Genomic DNA, 14,462 nt, shown 5'->3' on the forward strand with positions numbered 1-14,462 from the left:
TAGGTACGGAACGGGCCGCGTCCCTGGGACCAGGGGGGACACTTCGGCATCGCCGTGGTACCTCGGTACCACTGGGGTCGCACAACGTTGACCCCACCACCGGCGAGATCCGCCGCCACCGCGTCGCAGCCGCTGCGCGGTCCAGGGGCTGTCGGGGAAGACCTTCAGGAGGCTGAACAGCTGAACTTGACGGGGAACATGAGACGAGTCACAAGGCACGTCACGAGGCGAGGACATGAGAAGGGCCGCCGCACCTCGGAGGTGCGGCGGCCCTTCCGTCAGGGTCCGGCAGGACGGCTCAGTGGACGTCGCCCATCAGCGCCTTGACCTTCCTGCGGTACATGTACACCGCGCCACCCGCCAGGGCGGCGAGCACCGCCTCCGCCGCGACCGCGCCCGTGCCGCTCAGGTCGACGCCCCCGACGGCCGGGTTGGAGAGCAGACCCGTCACCGAGTCGCCCGCCGTGACCGCGAGGAACCAGACGCCCATCATCTGGCTGGCGTACTTGGCCGGGGCCATCTTCGTCGTCACCGACAGGCCGACCGGCGAGAGGCACAGCTCCCCGACGGTCTGGAGCAGGTAGATGCCCACCAGCCACATCGGGCTGACCAGCGTGTCACCGCCGGCCATGCCGAGCGGCAGCAGGAAGAAGAAGAACGAGACACCGATGAAGAACAGCGCCGCGGCGAACTTGGCGACCGTGCTCGGCTCCTTGCCCTTGCGGTTCAGCCACAGCCAGAACCAGGCGAAGACCGGCGCCAGGGCCATGATGAACACCGGGTTCAGCGACTGGTACCAGGACGACGGGAAGTCGAAGCCGAGCAGCGAGCCGGAGGCCTTCGTCTCGCCGAACGCCTGGACCGTGGAACCGCCCTGGTCGTAGATCATCCAGAAGGCGGCGGCCGCGACGAAGAACCAGATGTAGCCGGTCATCTTCGACTGTTCGACCGCGCTGAGCTCCTTGTCCCGCTTGATGCGGATCAGCACACCGGCCGGGATGATCAGGCCGATCACCGTGAGCGGGATCATCGCCCAGTTGAGGGTGAAGTGGCCGGTGAAGCCGACGACGCCGTAGAAGACCGCCGCGACGGCCAGCCAGATCAGACCCTTGCGCAGCCAGGACGCGCGCTCCTCGGCCGCCAGCGGCTTGGGTACGACGGTGCTCCGCGGGCTCAGGTGTCGGGTGCCGATGAGGAAGGCCATGAGGCCGATGCCCATACCGACCGCGGCGAGACCGAAGCCGAGGTGCCAGCTCACCTGCTGGCCGACCGTGCCGATGATCAGCGGCGCGAAGAAGGCACCCATGTTGATGCCCATGTAGAAGATCGTGAAGCCGCCGTCACGGCGCGGGTCGTCCGGGCCGTCGTAGAGGTGGCCGACCATGGTGGAGATGTTGGCCTTGAGCAGGCCGGAACCGAGTGCCACCAGGGCCAGACCGGCGAAGAAGGGTGCCTGGCCGCCGGGCAGCGCCAGCACCAGGTGACCCGACATGATCGTGACGGCCGCGATCGTCACGGTCTTGCGCGGGCCCCAGACCCGGTCACCGAGCCAGCCGCCGGGCATGGCGAGCAGGTACACCATCGACAGGTACACCGAGTAGATCGCCGTGGTGGTGGCGAGGTCCATGCCGAGCCCGCCGCCCATGCTGCCCTTCTTGGCGTCGGGCCCGCCGGAGAGCAGGTACACGACGAGCAGGGCCCGCATGCCGTAGAAGCTGAACCGCTCCCACATCTCGGTCATGAACAGAGTGGCCAGTCCGCGGGGGTGGCCGAAGAAGGTCTTCTCGGAGCCGGGGGTGCCCGGGCGGGCCGAGTCCTTCGTCAGGCTGGACGCCATGGTCGTTCCTTGCTGGTCGGGACGCGCTCCGCGGCAGCGGTGGTGCGCCCGGTGGGGGGCGGCCGGCACCGGTGCGTACGGCCGTCCGCCCGACGCCTACGGGGGTCCGCTCCGGGTCACGGAGCGGTGGGCGGTCGCCACCGGGATCCACGCCTCTACGCGCGTATCCGCACGACGAGGCCCGGCCACAGGTCTTTTCAGGTTCGGGGGCGGCGGGCACCGGCCCGCACACAAACCCGCACACAAAAGAGACCTCCAGGGGCAATCAGCCTCCGAAGGTCGCCATGGTGCTACAGGCGTTGATTCACCATACGGCAGGACACCGCCGTATATGGAAGGTCTTGAGACACGGATCACAGGTGTCGGGGGAACCGTAAGCCCCTTTTCCAAGGTCCTTACCAGGATCGCACCCCAAAGGCAGAGGTTTGTGCGCGTACCCGCGGACCGTAAGAAACGGGTTTGCCGCGGGTAAGAATCAAGGCTTCCGGTCACACCCCAGCTCAGGGGCTCGCAGGTCTACCATCACCTCATGACCCGTGTACTGCTCGCCGAGGACGACGCGTCCATCTCGGAGCCGCTGGCCCGTGCTCTGCGCCGGGAGGGCTACGAGGTCGAGGTGCGTGAGGACGGACCCACCGCCCTCGACGCCGGAATGCAGGGTGGCGTCGACCTGGTCGTGCTCGACCTGGGCCTGCCCGGCATGGACGGTCTGGAGGTGGCCCGCCGCCTGCGTGGCGAAGGCCACAGCATCCCGATCCTCATCCTGACCGCCCGCGCCGACGAGGTGGACACCGTCGTCGGGCTCGACGCGGGCGCCGACGACTACGTGACGAAGCCGTTCCGGCTCGCCGAGCTGCTCGCCCGCGTCCGCGCCCTGCTGCGCCGCGGCGCAGCCGAGCCGCAGCAGCCGCCCGCCACCCACGGCGTGCGCATCGACGTCGAGTCGCACCGCGCCTGGATGGGCGAGGAGGAGCTCCAGCTCACCGCCAAGGAGTTCGACCTGCTGCGGGTGCTGGTGCGCGACGCGGGCCGGGTCGTCACCCGCGACCAGCTGATGCGCGAGGTCTGGGACACGACCTGGTGGTCGTCGACCAAGACCCTCGACATGCACATCTCCTGGCTGCGCAAGAAGCTCGGCGACGACGCGGCCAACCCCCGGTACATCGCCACGGTGCGTGGTGTGGGCTTCCGTTTCGAGAAGAGCTGAGCCGCGGGGCAGGCACGGGTAGGCACGGGTAACAGGACATGCGCCGCCGACTGATCCAGTCCACGCTCGCCGTGGTGCTCGTCGTGATCGCCGTCTTCGGGGTCTCCCTCGTCATCGTCGAGACCAGGACGATCAGCAACAGCGCCCAGGAGCGGGTGGAGTCCGAGGCGGTCCGGCTGGCCAGCATCGTCGACAGCCGGCTCTTCGGGGCCCAGCAGGTCGACGCCGAGGTGCTGCGCGACCAGATCACGCAGGACCGCTACTACGCGGTGATCCGGATCCCCGGGGAGGCGCCCATCGAGGTCGGCGCCAAGCCGTCCGGCGACGTCATCAGCGCCAGCGCGCCCGGCGAGGAGGGCGAGACGGTCACCGTCCAGGAGCCGCGCTCCTCGGTGACGCGCGAGGTCGGCCGCACCCTGCTGATCATCGCGCTGGTCGCGCTGCTCGCCGTGGTGGCCGCGGTGCTGCTGGCCGTCCGCCAGGCGAACCGGCTGGCGTCGCCGCTGACCGACCTCGCGGAGACGGCCGAGCGGCTCGGCTCGGGCGATCCCCGCCCGCGGCACAAGCGGTACGGCGTGCCCGAGCTGGACCGGGTGGCGGACGTGCTGGACGGCTCGGCCGAGCGCATCGCGCGCATGCTCACCGCCGAGCGGCGGTTGGCCGCGGACGCCTCCCACCAGCTGCGGACGCCGCTCACCGCGCTGTCCATGCGGCTGGAGGAGATCACCCTCACCGACGACCCGGACACGGTGAAGGAAGAGGCGACGATCGCGCTGACCCAGGTCGAGCGGCTCACGGACGTCGTGGAGCGGCTGCTGACGAACGCCCGCGATCCGCGCACCGGCTCCGCCGTCACCTTCGACCTCGACGAGGTCATCCAGCAGCAGCTCGCCGAGTGGCGGCCCGCCTACCGCAGCGCCGGGCGGGCGATCGTCAGCTCCGGCAAGCGGCACCTCGAGGCCGTCGGCACGCCGGGAGCGGTCGCGCAGGTGCTGGCCGCGCTGATCGAGAACTCCCTGATGCACGGCGGCGGCACGGTGGCGCTGCGTACCCGCGTCACCGGCAACCAGGCCGTCATCGAGGTCACGGACGAGGGCCCCGGGGTCCCCGCCGACCTGGGCGCCCGCATCTTCGAGCGGGCGATCAGCGGCCGCAACTCCACGGGCATCGGCCTGGCCGTGGCCCGCGACCTGGCGGAAGCGGACGGCGGCCGTCTGGAGATGCTCCAGACCAAGCCCCCGGTGTTCGGCCTGTTCCTGTCCCGCACGCCCGTCCGGAAGCCCCTCGGGGGCGAGGACGAGCCGATGATCCGCTGACGCGGCCCACGCTCACGCCGGGCCGATGACCCGCCGACGCGGCGGACGACGGCCTACGGCACCCGCTGTCCGGACCGTGACCGCCCGGCCCGCTCGCCCTTCAGGATCGATTCCGCGTCCGCCACCGCCTCACGGGCCGGAAGGGCGCGGAACACCCAGGAGCGGTACGACCAGAAGCGGAACAGCGTGGCCACGCCGATGCCGAGGAACTTGAAGATGTTGTTCTGCAGCGGGGTGTCCCAGCCGAAGCCGTAGGTCGCCACGAAGAGCACGCCGTTCTCGATGACCAGCCCGATCGCGCTGAACAGCAGGAACAGGGTCATTTCCCGCGTACGGCGACTCTTGTCGCGGTCGCGGTAGGTGAAATAGCGGAAGCCGACGTAGTTGAAGATGATCGCCACGACGGTCGCGATGACGCTCGCGCGCACCACCTGGAGGTCGGTGACATGCCGTACCAGGTTGAACACGAGGAGGTTGACCAGCACCCCGGCACCGCCCACCGCGCCGAACTTGGCGACTTCGTGGACGATCCGTCGGAGCCGCGAGGCACCATGTCCCATGGTCGTGCAGGCCCCCGTCCGTGGTCGGCGTCAACCCAGCCATGCTAACCACCCTCCAGCGCGATCTTCCTGCGGACGTCGGTGGGCGGCCGGAGATGGTCCGGGCGGGACCGCGGTGGGACGGGAAACCGGCCACCTCGGCGCGGCCGATACGCTAGGGGTGTGACGTTCCCGGTAGTCGGCATGGTCGGCGGGGGCCAGCTCGCTCGTATGACACACGAGGCAGGCATCCCGCTGGGCATCAGGTTCAAGCTTCTCAGTGACACCCCGCAGGACTCAGCTGCGCAGGTCGTGAACGATGTCGTCGTCGGCGACTATCGCGACCTGGAGACGCTGCGCGCCTTCGCACGCGGGTGCGATGTGATCACCTTCGATCACGAACACGTACCCACCGAGCACCTCAGGGCCCTGGAGGCGGACGGCATCCCTGTGCGCCCCGGCCCCGACGCGCTCGTGCACGCCCAGGACAAGGGCGTGATGCGCGCGAAGCTCGACGCGATCGGCGTGCCCTGCCCCAGACACAGAATCGTTTCCGATCCGCAGGACGTGGCGGCCTTCGCCGCCGAGGGCGACGGCTTTCCCGTCGTCCTCAAGACCGTCCGTGGCGGGTACGACGGCAAGGGCGTGTGGGTCGTGGACTCCGTCGAGGAGGCCGCCGACCCGTTCAAGGCCGGTGTCCCGGTGCTCGCCGAGGAGAAGGTCGACTTCGTCCGCGAGCTCGCGGCCAACGTCGTACGCTCCCCGCACGGCCAGGCCGTCGCCTACCCGGTCGTCGAGTCCCGCCAGGTCAACGGCGTCTGCGACACGGTCATCGCCCCGGCGCCCGACCTCGACGAGGCCCTCGCCCTGGAGGCCTCCGAGATGGCGCTGAACATCGCCAATGAACTCGGCGTCGTCGGGCACCTCGCCGTCGAGCTGTTCCAGACGCGCGACGGCCGCATCCTCGTCAACGAGCTGGCGATGCGCCCGCACAACTCCGGCCACTGGTCGATGGACGGCGCCGTCACCAGCCAGTTCGCCAACCACGTCCGCGCGGTCCTGGACCTCCCGCTCGGCGACCCGCGCCCGCGTGCCCGGTGGACCGTCATGGTCAACGTCCTCGGCGGCGACTACCCGGACATGTACTCCGCGTACCTGCACTGCATGGCCCGCGACCCCCAGCTCAAGATCCACATGTACGGCAAGGACGTGAAGCCCGGCCGCAAGGTCGGTCACGTCAACACCTACGGCGACGACCTGGACGACGTGCTGGAGCGCGCCCGTCACGCAGCCGGCTACCTGAGAGGCACCATCACCGAATGAGCCCTGTTGTTGGCATCGTCATGGGGTCGGACAGCGACTGGCCCGTCATGGAGGCCGCCGCCAAGGCCCTCGACGAGTTCGAGATCGCCTACGAGGTCGACGTCGTCTCCGCGCACCGCATGCCGCGCGAGATGGTCGCGTACGGCGAGCAGGCCGACGAGCGCGGGCTCAAGGTGATCATCGCCGGGGCCGGCGGCGCCGCCCACCTGCCCGGCATGCTCGCCTCCGTGACACCGCTGCCGGTCATCGGGGTGCCCGTGCCGCTGAAGTACCTCGACGGCATGGACAGCCTGTTGTCGATCGTGCAGATGCCGGCCGGTGTCCCGGTGGCCACGGTCTCCGTCGCCGGTGCCCGCAACGCCGGTCTGCTGGCGGCCCGCATCCTCGCCGCGCACGACGACGAACTCCGCGCCCGCATGCGCGAGTTCCAGCAGGAGCTGAACGACCAGGCCACCGAGAAGGGCAAGCGCCTGCGCGCCAAGGTCGAGGGCTCGGGCGGCTTCGGCTTCGGCGCCGGGAAGTGACGACGATGACCTCCCTGGAGGCAGTCCGGGAACTCCTGAGCGAGTTCCCGGTCGCCGACGGGCACAACGACCTGCCCTGGGCGCTGCGCCAGCAGGTCCGCTACGACCTCGACGCCCGCGATGTCGCCGCCGACCAGAGCGCCCACCTGCACACCGACATCCCGCGGCTGCGCGCGGGCGGAGTCGGTGCGCAGTACTGGTCGGTGTACGTCCGCACGGACTCGCCCGACCAGGTCGCGGCCACGCTCGAGCAGATCGACTGCGTACGGCAGTTGATCGACCGCCACCCGGAGGACCTGCGGCCCGCGCTGACGGCCGCCGACATGGAGGCCGCGCGCCGGGAGGGCCGGATCGCCTCCCTCATGGGCGCGGAGGGCGGTCACTCCATCGCCAACTCCCTGGGCACGCTGCGCGGGCTGTACGGGCTCGGCGTGCGCTACCTCACGCTCACCCACAACGACAACGTCGACTGGGCGGACTCCGCGACCGACGAGCCCCGGGCCGGCGGCCTCACCGCGTTCGGCCGGGAGGTCGTGCGGGAGATGAACCGGCTCGGCATGCTCGTCGACCTCTCCCACGTCGCGGCGACGACGATGCGCGACGCCCTCGACGCGAGCTCCGCGCCCGTGATCTTCTCGCACTCCTCGGCACGGGCCGTGTGCGACCATCCGCGCAACGTCCCGGACGACGTCCTGGAGCGGCTGACCGCCAACGGCGGCATGGCGATGGTGACGTTCGTGCCGAAGTTCGTGCTCCAGGCGGCCGTGGACTGGACGGCTGAGGCCGACGAGAACATGCGCGCCCACGGCTTCCACCACCTGGACACCACGGCGGAGGCCATGAAGGTCCACCGCGCCTTCGAGGAGCGGCACCCGCGCCCGGTCGCGACGGTGGCGACGGTCGCCGACCACCTGGACCACATGCGCGAGGTCGCCGGCATCGACCACCTCGGCATCGGCGGTGACTACGACGGCACGGCCTTCACCCCCGACGGCCTGGACGACGTCTCCGGCTACCCGAACCTCATCGCGGAGCTGCTGGACCGCGGCTGGTCCAAGGCCGACCTGGCGAAGCTGACCTGGAAGAACGCGGTCCGGGTGCTGGACGCGGCCGAGGACGTGGCCCGGGGCCTTCAGGCCACGCGATCGCCGTCCAACGCGACGATCGAGTCGCTCGACTCGCGCGACGGCTGAGTGTCGAGGGCGGGGTAGTCGGTGTAGCCGGTCGCCCCGCCCACGTACATGAAGTACCGGTCGCGCATCTCGTTCAGCGGTGCCCCGAGCCGCAGCCGGGTCACCAGGTCGGGATTGGCGAGGAAGGGCCGCCCGAGGGCGATCAGGTCGGCCCCGGCGGCCAGCAGCGCCTCGGAGGCCCGGTGCACGGCGTCCGTGGAGATCTCCTTCAGCACCGGATTGGCGACGATCACCCCGGGCCAGGCGGCCCGCACCTTCCGGAACACCGGCGTGTCCGGGTCGGCGTACCCCAGGTGCAGATACGCGAGCCCCAGCCCGCCGAGCCGCTCGACGAGCGCGGGGTAGATCTCCTCGGTCTCGCCCTCCTCGATGCCGTTGACGGTGTTGCCGGGGGAGACCCTCAGCCCCACCCGCGCGGCTCCGATCTCGGCGGCCACGGCCTCGGTCACCTCCGCCGCGAACCGGATCCGGGCGGCGACCGGTCCGCCGTAGCGGTCGGTGCGGAGGTTGGTGTTGCGGGCGAGGAACTGATGGAGCAGATGGCCGTTGGCGGAGTGCACCTCCACACCCTCGAAACCGGCGTCGACCGCGTTGCGGGCGGCGCGTGCGAAGTCCGCGACGGTGGCCCCGATGTCCTCGGCGGTCATCTCCCTCGGCACGACGGCCGGCCGGTGGCCCACCGGCGTGAAGATCGTCTCGGGGAGCGGGACGGGCGAGGGCGCGACCGGCGTCAGCCCGCTGGTCGCGGGGTGGCCGACCCGGCCGCCGTGCTGGAGCTGGAGGAACATCCGTCCGCCCGCGTCCCGGACCGCGTCCGTGACCCGCCGCCAGCCGGCCACGTGCGCCGGGGCGTGGATGGCCGTGATGTTCGGGTACGTCTGCCCGACCGCGTTCGGCGTCGCGGCCTCGGCGATGATCAGCCCGGCGGAGGCGCGCTGGGCGTAGTACGTGGCCATGAGCGCGGTCGGGGTTCCGTCGGCCTCGGCCCGGTTGCGGGTCAGGGGCGCCATCACCAGACGGTTGGGCAGGTCCAGCCCGGGGAGACGAGCCGGTTCGAAGAGTGCTGTCGTGTGCTGCGTCATGTCCGTACGCTAGAACCTGACACAGATGTCAGAATCAAGCCCGGGAGTGGGACGTGCGGATCGGTGAACTGGCCCGGCGCACCAACGTGAGCGAGCGGTCGCTGCGCTACTACGAGAAGCAGGGGATGCTCACCGCCGAGCGGACGCCCGGCGGACACCGGGAGTACGCGGAGGCGGCCGTGGACCGGGTCATCCGGATCCAGGAGCTGTTCGCGGCGGGACTGTGCAGCGAGAAGATCGTCCAGCTGCTGCCGTGCATGCGGGACAGCGACGGCGGGCCGTCGGTCCGCGCCACGCCCAACCTGGTCGCCGAGCTCGCGGCCGAGCGTGCCCGCATCGACCGGATGATCGCCGACCTGGTCCGCTCCCGGGACACCCTGGACGAGGTGATCGAGGCGGCCCGGGTGCCCTGAGGGCGTCGCCGCACGAGGTCGGGGCCGTACTCCGAACGCGCCGCCCACCAGGAACCCCCCAGCGCTCCGTGCGACGGTGACCGTACGCCACGAACGACCGTACGGAGCCGCCATGGCAGACCTCCAGGACGACCTGCGCCCCACCGCCGCGGCCGGTGAGTTCGACGACCTGTCCGAGCCGTACGCCGACGGGTCCGCCATGGCTGCGGAGCCCTATGAGCCCGTCTCCGATCCGGACGACGCGCCGCTGACCCGAGCCCACGCCATCCTCGCCGTCCACCCCGTCGCCGACGGCTACAACGGACTGCCCTGGGCGCTCAAGCGCCTGTCCTGTTACGACCTGGAGGAGGGCGAGAGCACCGTCGCCACGGACGTGCCCCGCCTGCGCCGCGGGCGGGTGGGCGCGATGTTCTGGTCACTGCACCTGCCCGAGGGCCTGGACGGCGACCGGGCCGTCGGCGCCACCCTGGAGCAGCTGGACCTGGCCAAGACCGTCGCCCGGAACTGCGGCGAGGGACTGCGGCCGGCCTGTACGGCGGGGCAGGTCACCGACGCCCGCAACTGCGGCCGCGTCGCCGTGCTCCTCGGTCCCGCCGGGGCCTCGGCCGTGGGTGACTCGCTGGGCATCCTGCGCCAGCTGCACTTCCTCGGCCTGCGCGTGCTGACGCTGACCGGGGTGTCCTGGGCGAGCGACGCGGGGCTGACGCGGTTCGGCGAGGAGGTCGTCCGCGAGATGAACCGGATCGGCGTGATCCCTGACCTCTCCGGTGCCTCCGTGCCGACCGTCCGCCGCGTGCTGAGCCTCTCCCGGGCACCCGTGCTGTTCAGCCGCTCCGCCGCCCGGGCCCTGCGGCCGCACCCGGTCAACCTGCCCGACGACCTGCTGGCGGAACTGGGCGCGGCCAAGGGGCTGTGCATGGTGCCGCTGACGGCCGAGCAGACCGGGCCTACCGTCCGTGACGTCGCCGATCACCTCGACCACATCCGGGGCGTGGCCGGTGCGCACTGCGTCGGACTGTCCGGCACGTACGACTCGGGTTCGGCCCACCCGCAGGAACTCGGCGACACCTCCTGCTATCCGCGGCTGATCGCCGAGCTGCTGCGGCGCGGCTGGGACGAGGCCGATGTGGCCCTGCTGACCTGGGGCAACGTCCAGCGGGTCCTGTGTGGCGCCGACATCACCGCCCGCACCGCCCAGCAGCGACGCGAGCCGTCGACGGCGACCATCTCCGAGCTGGACGGGTGACCGGCAGGTGACTCAGGCGGTGTGCTCGATCCGGCACAGGCAGAACGGATGCCCCACCGGGTCGGCGTACACCCGGAAGTCCTTCTTCTCGTAGTCCTCCCGGTCCAGCACCCGCGCCCCCAGCGCCAGCACCCGCTCCTCGGCCGCGTCGATCTCCTCCCAGGTCGACCCGCCGTCGAAGTCCAGGTGGAACTGCTGGGCGTTGCGGTCGGCCCGGGGCCACTCCGGCGGGGTGTAGCCGGGAGAGCGCTGGAAGGCGAGCCGCGGCCCGTCGGGGATCCGCAGCACCACCCAGTCGGGGTCGTCGTCCTCGGGCGTCCCGCCCCCGACCTGCGCGTAGAAACGGGCCAGCTCGCGCGGGTCGGGGCAGTCGACGACGACGGAACGGAAACGTGCCACAGCAGGCATGGGGCCTCCCGGTGTCAGCAGGCGCAGAGGCAGAACGGGTGCCCGGCCGGGTCGGCGTAAACCCGGAACGTCCGCGTCCGGTCGTCGGCGTCCAGCGGCTTGGCGCCGAGCGCCAGCACACCCTTCTCGGCCGCGTCCAGGTCCTCCACGACCAGGTCGAGGTGGAACTGCTGCGAGCCGTCGGGCGACGGCCACTTCGGCGGTACGTACCCGGGGGACTCCTGGAAGGCCAGCGCCGCTCCGCCCGGCACCTTCAGGTCGACCCACTCGCCCGAGTCGTCGGCCTCCACCGTGGGAGTGCCGCCGAGCACCTCGGCGTAGAAGCCCGCGAGTGCGCGCGGATCGGGACAGTCCAGGACGACGACACCCAGCTCGGCGAGAGCCATGACTTCCTCCTTGAAGCGGCCGTTACCTTCCGGTTGTTACCAGCACGAGCTGGCAACCAGTAACCGTTACTGCATGCTCCCGCATTGGCGGTAACCTCGCAAGGGGAAAAGCGAGAGGTACGGTCCAGCCATGACGGAGAGATCGCCCGCGCCCGGCGGCCTGGCCCTGGTCGAGGCCCTGGTGAACACGCTGGACATCGAGTCGGGTGCCGACGCGCTGGACACGGCGGAGGGCCGGGCGCGCTTCGGGATCACGCGGGACGGGGTCGAGGACGCCCGGGCCCTGCGTGAGTCCCTGCGCGCGGTCCTGCTCGCCCACGCGGGGCACCCGCCGCACCGCGAGGTGACTCCTCTGGGCGACCTGCTGGCCGGGGCGCCGCTGCTGGTGGCGGTCGACCGGCGCGACGGCTCGGCGACCCTCGCCCCGGCCGACGAGGGCCCCCTGCTCTCCCGCGTCGCGGCCGCCGTCGCCGAGGCCCTGATCGCCGGCACCTGGAGCAGGCTCAAGGCCTGCGAGGCCGTCGACTGCCTCTGGGCGTACTACGACCGCAGTCCGGCCGGCCGGGGCCGCTGGTGCTCGATGCAGGTCTGCGGGGCCCGGGCGAAGATGCGCCGCTACCGGGCGAAGGGCTGACCTACGCCTCCTCCTCCCGCGGTGCCCGGGGAGCCGACGCCCGGGAGCCGACCAGGAGCAGGCACAGCACCGCGACACCGGCGACGATGCCGGTCAGCACGAGCAGCGGGTCGAGCGGGCGGGTGGTGGAGGCGGTCGTCTGGGTCTGCGGCTGCTGCGCGACCTGTGCGGCCGGGGACGCCGGGGCCGCCGGCGGTGACTGGCCCGCCGCGGCCGCCGGGGAGGCGGTGGACGCGGTGGAGGACGGCGACGAGGACGGCATGCGCATCGTCGGCGTCCCGCTGCCCGGCGTGGTGTGGCTCGGCGCGGTCTCCCGGTGTCCCGAGGAGGAGCCGGTGTGCTCGTGCGCCGTCGGTGCCGCCGTCGTCGCCGGTGCCGCCGCGCGGACCGTGATCCCGGCCGTCATGTTCGGGTGGACGGTACAGACGTAGCCGTACGACCCGGCTGTGGTGAACGTGAAGCTCCAGCTCTGCCCCTTGTCGAGCATCGGGGAGTGGATCGAGACCGGGCCCGAGGTGGTCTTCACGTCGTGCGGCGCCGTGTCCTGGTTGGTCCACGTCACCGTGGACCCGGCCGGGACGCTCAGGCGCGCGGGCGAGAAGGCGTACCCCTTCATCGTCACGCTGTACGAGGCCGCCGACGCCTGCCCGGCCGGCAGCAGCGGCAGGGCGAGGAGCGTCAGGACGGCGGACACGGCGGCACCCCGGGCCGTCCGTCGGGCCGCCCTCACGAGAACTCCGCCGCGACCAGCAGCCGCAGCCGGGTGGCCGGCCGGCGCCACGGCAGCCGGAACCCCGTGGCCCGGCGCAGCAGCCGGTACGGCAGCCGGGCGTGTCCCACGACCAGCAGCCGGTCGTCGGCCCGCTCGACCACCCGCAGCCGCATCAGGACGGGGAAGGCGACGCCGTTCAGGTCGAGGTCGCCGGTGAGCTGGAGACGGCCGTGGACCTCGTCGACCTGCTCCGAGGTGAGCACGGCGGAAAGCCGGCGGTCGTCGAACTCGTAGCGGAAGGAAGGGCGCTCGGCGTCCTCCGGCACGGTGAGGGACGCCTCGCCGAGCGTGACCCGACGGCGCAGGACCGGCAACGGCCCGTACCAGGCGGTGAGTTCGGTGAGTGAGCGGCCGGGGGCCACGGTGTACCGGCCGGGCAGCGGCAGCCGGCGGCCGGCGCCGTCGCGCGAGTGTGGCGGGGGAGGGGCGGTGGGCAGGGTGACGGTCGTCATCCCGGTCTCCTTGGAAAGCGGTTCCCGAAGCATGGCGATGGTGTGGAGAATGGAGCGGGCGCCGCTCCGGCCGGCTGAGCCCCGGCCGGAGCGGCGTCCACCTGCGTCCCGTCAGCAGTTGTCCGTGAGGAAGTCCGTGGTGGGCGTGAGCATCTGCCCGGCCCAGACGGTGTGCATCTTCACGTAGCTGTCGGGGTTGAGCAGGTCCGTGACCTGCTGTCCGGGCGATTCCTCCAGATGTGCCTTGTTGACGTGGTTCAGCAGCACGCTGAGGGTGTCGTCGAGCACGGTGCCGCCGCCTTCGACGGCGGGCTTGAGGATGCTCTCGACCCACACCGTGTGCATCTTGATGTACGAGTCGAGCGCGAGTGCGTCCTGCACCTGCTCGCCCGGGGACCGTTCCAGGTGTGCCACGTAGAGGTGCTGGAGGATCGGCAGCAGCACGTTCTGGACACTGGTGCACTGCTCGTCGTCACCGGAGCCGCCACCGCCGGTACCGCCCGTGGGAGTCGGCGTCGGGGTCGGTGACGAGGGGGGAGTGGGCGTGGGGCCGGTCGTGGGCGGGGCCGTGGGTGCGGGCGTGGGTGTGGGCGTGGGCGTGGGGGCGGGCGTCGATCCGCCGCCACCGCCGCCGGAGCCCTCGACGACCTTCACCGACGCCACCATGTCCGGGTGCACCGCGCAGTAGTACTCGTACGTGCCCGCCTTGGTGAAGGTGTACGACCAGGAGTCGCCCTGCTCCAGCGTCCCCGAGTCGAACTTCACGGGGGCCTTGGTGGTGGTGACGGTGTGCGGCACGCTGTCGTGGTTGGTCCACCGGACGGTCTGGCCGACCTCGACGACGAGCTGCTTCCCGTCGCCGAACTTGTTGCCCATGATGTCGACCTGGTAGTCGGCCTTGGCGGCGGCGGGCTGCGCCTCGGCAGCGGCCACGGGCGCCTGAGCCGCGCCCGTGGTCTGCTCCGAGGAACCGGAACCCGACACCGCGCTCAGCAGCCCGAGGCTGAGCACCGCGGCCAGCGCCGCGCCGAGCCCGGCGACGAGCAGACCCCGGTTCCCGGCGGGCGGCCTGCGCCGCCCGTGACCGGTCTCGTCGCTCTCGTTGCTTCGTTTCACTTCGACTCCTTGTG

At 71.5% G+C, this 14,462-nt stretch carries 16 protein-coding genes; 8 read left to right on the top strand and 8 right to left on the bottom strand.

Features of this window, described 5'->3' with window-relative positions; translation table 11 throughout:
- Positions 1–298 precede the first annotated feature (298 nt).
- On the bottom strand, positions 299–1,837 hold the full coding sequence (locus tag SCNRRL3882_RS24510) for a peptide MFS transporter (RefSeq protein ID WP_010034574.1): 1,539 nt from the start codon (positions 1,835–1,837) through the stop codon (positions 299–301).
- 529 nt (positions 1,838–2,366) lie between these two features.
- On the opposite strand from SCNRRL3882_RS24510, the gene SCNRRL3882_RS24515 reads away from it, so the two are divergent.
- Both SCNRRL3882_RS24515 and SCNRRL3882_RS24520 read left to right on the top strand, forming a co-directional pair.
- Entirely contained in the window at positions 2,367–3,044 is a 678-nt protein-coding gene (locus tag SCNRRL3882_RS24515; protein ID WP_010034575.1) for a response regulator transcription factor, read from the top strand.
- A 38-nt stretch (positions 3,045–3,082) separates the two neighbouring features.
- The gene (locus SCNRRL3882_RS24520) at positions 3,083–4,360 is read left to right on the top strand and encodes an ATP-binding protein (protein ID WP_010034580.1); all 1,278 of its coding nucleotides are present in this window, start codon (positions 3,083–3,085) and stop codon (positions 4,358–4,360) included.
- Positions 4,361–4,413: 53 nt separating this feature from the next.
- Here the strand turns inward: SCNRRL3882_RS24520 and SCNRRL3882_RS24525 are convergent, their stop codons facing one another.
- Positions 4,414–4,920 carry a GtrA family protein gene (locus SCNRRL3882_RS24525; RefSeq protein ID WP_010034585.1) on the bottom strand — a complete coding sequence of 169 codons (507 nt, stop codon included), beginning with the start codon at positions 4,918–4,920 and terminating at the stop codon, positions 4,414–4,416.
- Between the two features lie 162 nt (positions 4,921–5,082).
- Between SCNRRL3882_RS24525 and SCNRRL3882_RS24530 the strand changes: the two genes are divergently transcribed.
- Genes SCNRRL3882_RS24530 through SCNRRL3882_RS24540 form a run of 3 tightly spaced genes read left to right on the top strand, consistent with a single transcriptional unit; the run spans position 5,083 to position 7,939 of the window.
- Positions 5,083–6,222 carry a 5-(carboxyamino)imidazole ribonucleotide synthase gene (locus tag SCNRRL3882_RS24530; RefSeq protein ID WP_029180798.1) on the top strand — a complete coding sequence of 380 codons (1,140 nt, stop codon included), beginning with the start codon at positions 5,083–5,085 and terminating at the stop codon, positions 6,220–6,222.
- Entirely contained in the window at positions 6,219–6,746 is a 528-nt protein-coding gene (gene purE, locus SCNRRL3882_RS24535; RefSeq protein WP_173937286.1) for a 5-(carboxyamino)imidazole ribonucleotide mutase, read from the top strand. The genes SCNRRL3882_RS24530 and purE overlap by 4 nt, the downstream gene beginning before the upstream one ends.
- Before the next feature lie 5 nt (positions 6,747–6,751).
- On the top strand, positions 6,752–7,939 hold the full coding sequence (locus tag SCNRRL3882_RS24540) for a dipeptidase (protein WP_010034593.1): 1,188 nt from the start codon (positions 6,752–6,754) through the stop codon (positions 7,937–7,939).
- Here the strand turns inward: SCNRRL3882_RS24540 and SCNRRL3882_RS24545 are convergent.
- Positions 7,879–9,021: an alkene reductase gene (locus SCNRRL3882_RS24545; protein WP_010034597.1), complete on the bottom strand. Its 1,143-nt coding sequence runs from the start codon at positions 9,019–9,021 to the stop codon at positions 7,879–7,881. The two genes, SCNRRL3882_RS24540 and SCNRRL3882_RS24545, sit on opposite strands and share 61 nt — an antisense overlap.
- Positions 9,022–9,074: 53 nt before the next feature.
- Here SCNRRL3882_RS24545 and SCNRRL3882_RS24550 point away from each other — a divergent pair, with 53 nt between their 5' ends.
- Together SCNRRL3882_RS24550 and SCNRRL3882_RS24555 are read left to right on the top strand one after the other, a co-directional pair.
- Positions 9,075–9,434 carry a MerR family transcriptional regulator gene (locus SCNRRL3882_RS24550; protein WP_010034600.1) on the top strand — a complete coding sequence of 120 codons (360 nt, stop codon included), beginning with the start codon at positions 9,075–9,077 and terminating at the stop codon, positions 9,432–9,434.
- Positions 9,435–9,546: 112 nt separating this feature from the next.
- The gene (locus SCNRRL3882_RS24555) at positions 9,547–10,680 is read left to right on the top strand and encodes a dipeptidase (RefSeq protein WP_010034603.1); all 1,134 of its coding nucleotides are present in this window, start codon (positions 9,547–9,549) and stop codon (positions 10,678–10,680) included.
- 12 nt (positions 10,681–10,692) lie between these two features.
- Here SCNRRL3882_RS24555 and SCNRRL3882_RS24560 read toward each other — a convergent pair whose 3' ends face one another.
- Both SCNRRL3882_RS24560 and SCNRRL3882_RS24565 read right to left on the bottom strand, forming a co-directional pair.
- Entirely contained in the window at positions 10,693–11,088 is a 396-nt protein-coding gene (locus tag SCNRRL3882_RS24560) for a VOC family protein (RefSeq protein ID WP_029180799.1), read from the bottom strand.
- Positions 11,089–11,102: 14 nt separating this feature from the next.
- On the bottom strand, positions 11,103–11,474 hold the full coding sequence (locus SCNRRL3882_RS24565) for a VOC family protein (RefSeq protein WP_010034606.1): 372 nt from the start codon (positions 11,472–11,474) through the stop codon (positions 11,103–11,105).
- A 130-nt stretch (positions 11,475–11,604) separates the two neighbouring features.
- Between SCNRRL3882_RS24565 and SCNRRL3882_RS24570 the strand changes: the two genes are divergently transcribed.
- Entirely contained in the window at positions 11,605–12,108 is a 504-nt protein-coding gene (locus SCNRRL3882_RS24570; RefSeq protein ID WP_010034607.1) for a CGNR zinc finger domain-containing protein, read from the top strand.
- A gap of 1 nt (position 12,109) precedes the next feature.
- Here SCNRRL3882_RS24570 and SCNRRL3882_RS24575 read toward each other — a convergent pair whose 3' ends face one another.
- The 3 genes from SCNRRL3882_RS24575 to SCNRRL3882_RS24585 all read right to left on the bottom strand — a co-directional run bounded on the left by SCNRRL3882_RS24575 (position 12,110) and on the right by SCNRRL3882_RS24585 (position 14,448).
- On the bottom strand, positions 12,110–12,802 hold the full coding sequence (locus SCNRRL3882_RS24575; protein ID WP_010034609.1) for a cupredoxin domain-containing protein: 693 nt from the start codon (positions 12,800–12,802) through the stop codon (positions 12,110–12,112).
- Positions 12,803–12,834: 32 nt separating this feature from the next.
- Complete coding sequence (locus tag SCNRRL3882_RS24580; RefSeq protein ID WP_010034613.1) at positions 12,835–13,332, bottom strand: hypothetical protein; 498 nt, start codon at positions 13,330–13,332, stop codon at positions 12,835–12,837.
- Between the two features lie 111 nt (positions 13,333–13,443).
- Positions 13,444–14,448 carry a cupredoxin domain-containing protein gene (locus tag SCNRRL3882_RS24585; RefSeq protein ID WP_010034616.1) on the bottom strand — a complete coding sequence of 335 codons (1,005 nt, stop codon included), beginning with the start codon at positions 14,446–14,448 and terminating at the stop codon, positions 13,444–13,446.
- Positions 14,449–14,462 lie beyond the last annotated feature (14 nt).

Source organism: Streptomyces chartreusis NRRL 3882 (genome assembly GCF_900236475.1).
Taxonomy (GTDB): domain Bacteria; phylum Actinomycetota; class Actinomycetes; order Streptomycetales; family Streptomycetaceae; genus Streptomyces; species Streptomyces chartreusis_D.

Excerpts from the sequence above, each read along its gene's own strand:
- SCNRRL3882_RS24525 (WP_010034585.1), bottom strand. The coding sequence starts at position 4,920 with ATGGGACATGGTGCCTCGCGGCTCCGACGGATCGTCCACGAAGTCGCC.
- SCNRRL3882_RS24555 (WP_010034603.1), top strand. The coding sequence starts at position 9,547 with ATGGCAGACCTCCAGGACGACCTGCGCCCCACCGCCGCGGCCGGTGAG.
- SCNRRL3882_RS24565 (WP_010034606.1), bottom strand. The coding sequence starts at position 11,474 with ATGGCTCTCGCCGAGCTGGGTGTCGTCGTCCTGGACTGTCCCGATCCG.
- purE (WP_173937286.1), top strand. The coding sequence starts at position 6,219 with ATGAGCCCTGTTGTTGGCATCGTCATGGGGTCGGACAGCGACTGGCCC.
- SCNRRL3882_RS24510 (WP_010034574.1), bottom strand. The coding sequence starts at position 1,837 with ATGGCGTCCAGCCTGACGAAGGACTCGGCCCGCCCGGGCACCCCCGGC.
- SCNRRL3882_RS24560 (WP_029180799.1), bottom strand. The coding sequence starts at position 11,088 with ATGCCTGCTGTGGCACGTTTCCGTTCCGTCGTCGTCGACTGCCCCGAC.
- SCNRRL3882_RS24545 (WP_010034597.1), bottom strand. The coding sequence starts at position 9,021 with ATGACGCAGCACACGACAGCACTCTTCGAACCGGCTCGTCTCCCCGGG.
- SCNRRL3882_RS24540 (WP_010034593.1), top strand. The coding sequence starts at position 6,752 with ATGACCTCCCTGGAGGCAGTCCGGGAACTCCTGAGCGAGTTCCCGGTC.
- SCNRRL3882_RS24570 (WP_010034607.1), top strand. The coding sequence starts at position 11,605 with ATGACGGAGAGATCGCCCGCGCCCGGCGGCCTGGCCCTGGTCGAGGCC.
- SCNRRL3882_RS24520 (WP_010034580.1), top strand. The coding sequence starts at position 3,083 with ATGCGCCGCCGACTGATCCAGTCCACGCTCGCCGTGGTGCTCGTCGTG.
- SCNRRL3882_RS24515 (WP_010034575.1), top strand. The coding sequence starts at position 2,367 with ATGACCCGTGTACTGCTCGCCGAGGACGACGCGTCCATCTCGGAGCCG.
- SCNRRL3882_RS24580 (WP_010034613.1), bottom strand. The coding sequence starts at position 13,332 with ATGACGACCGTCACCCTGCCCACCGCCCCTCCCCCGCCACACTCGCGC.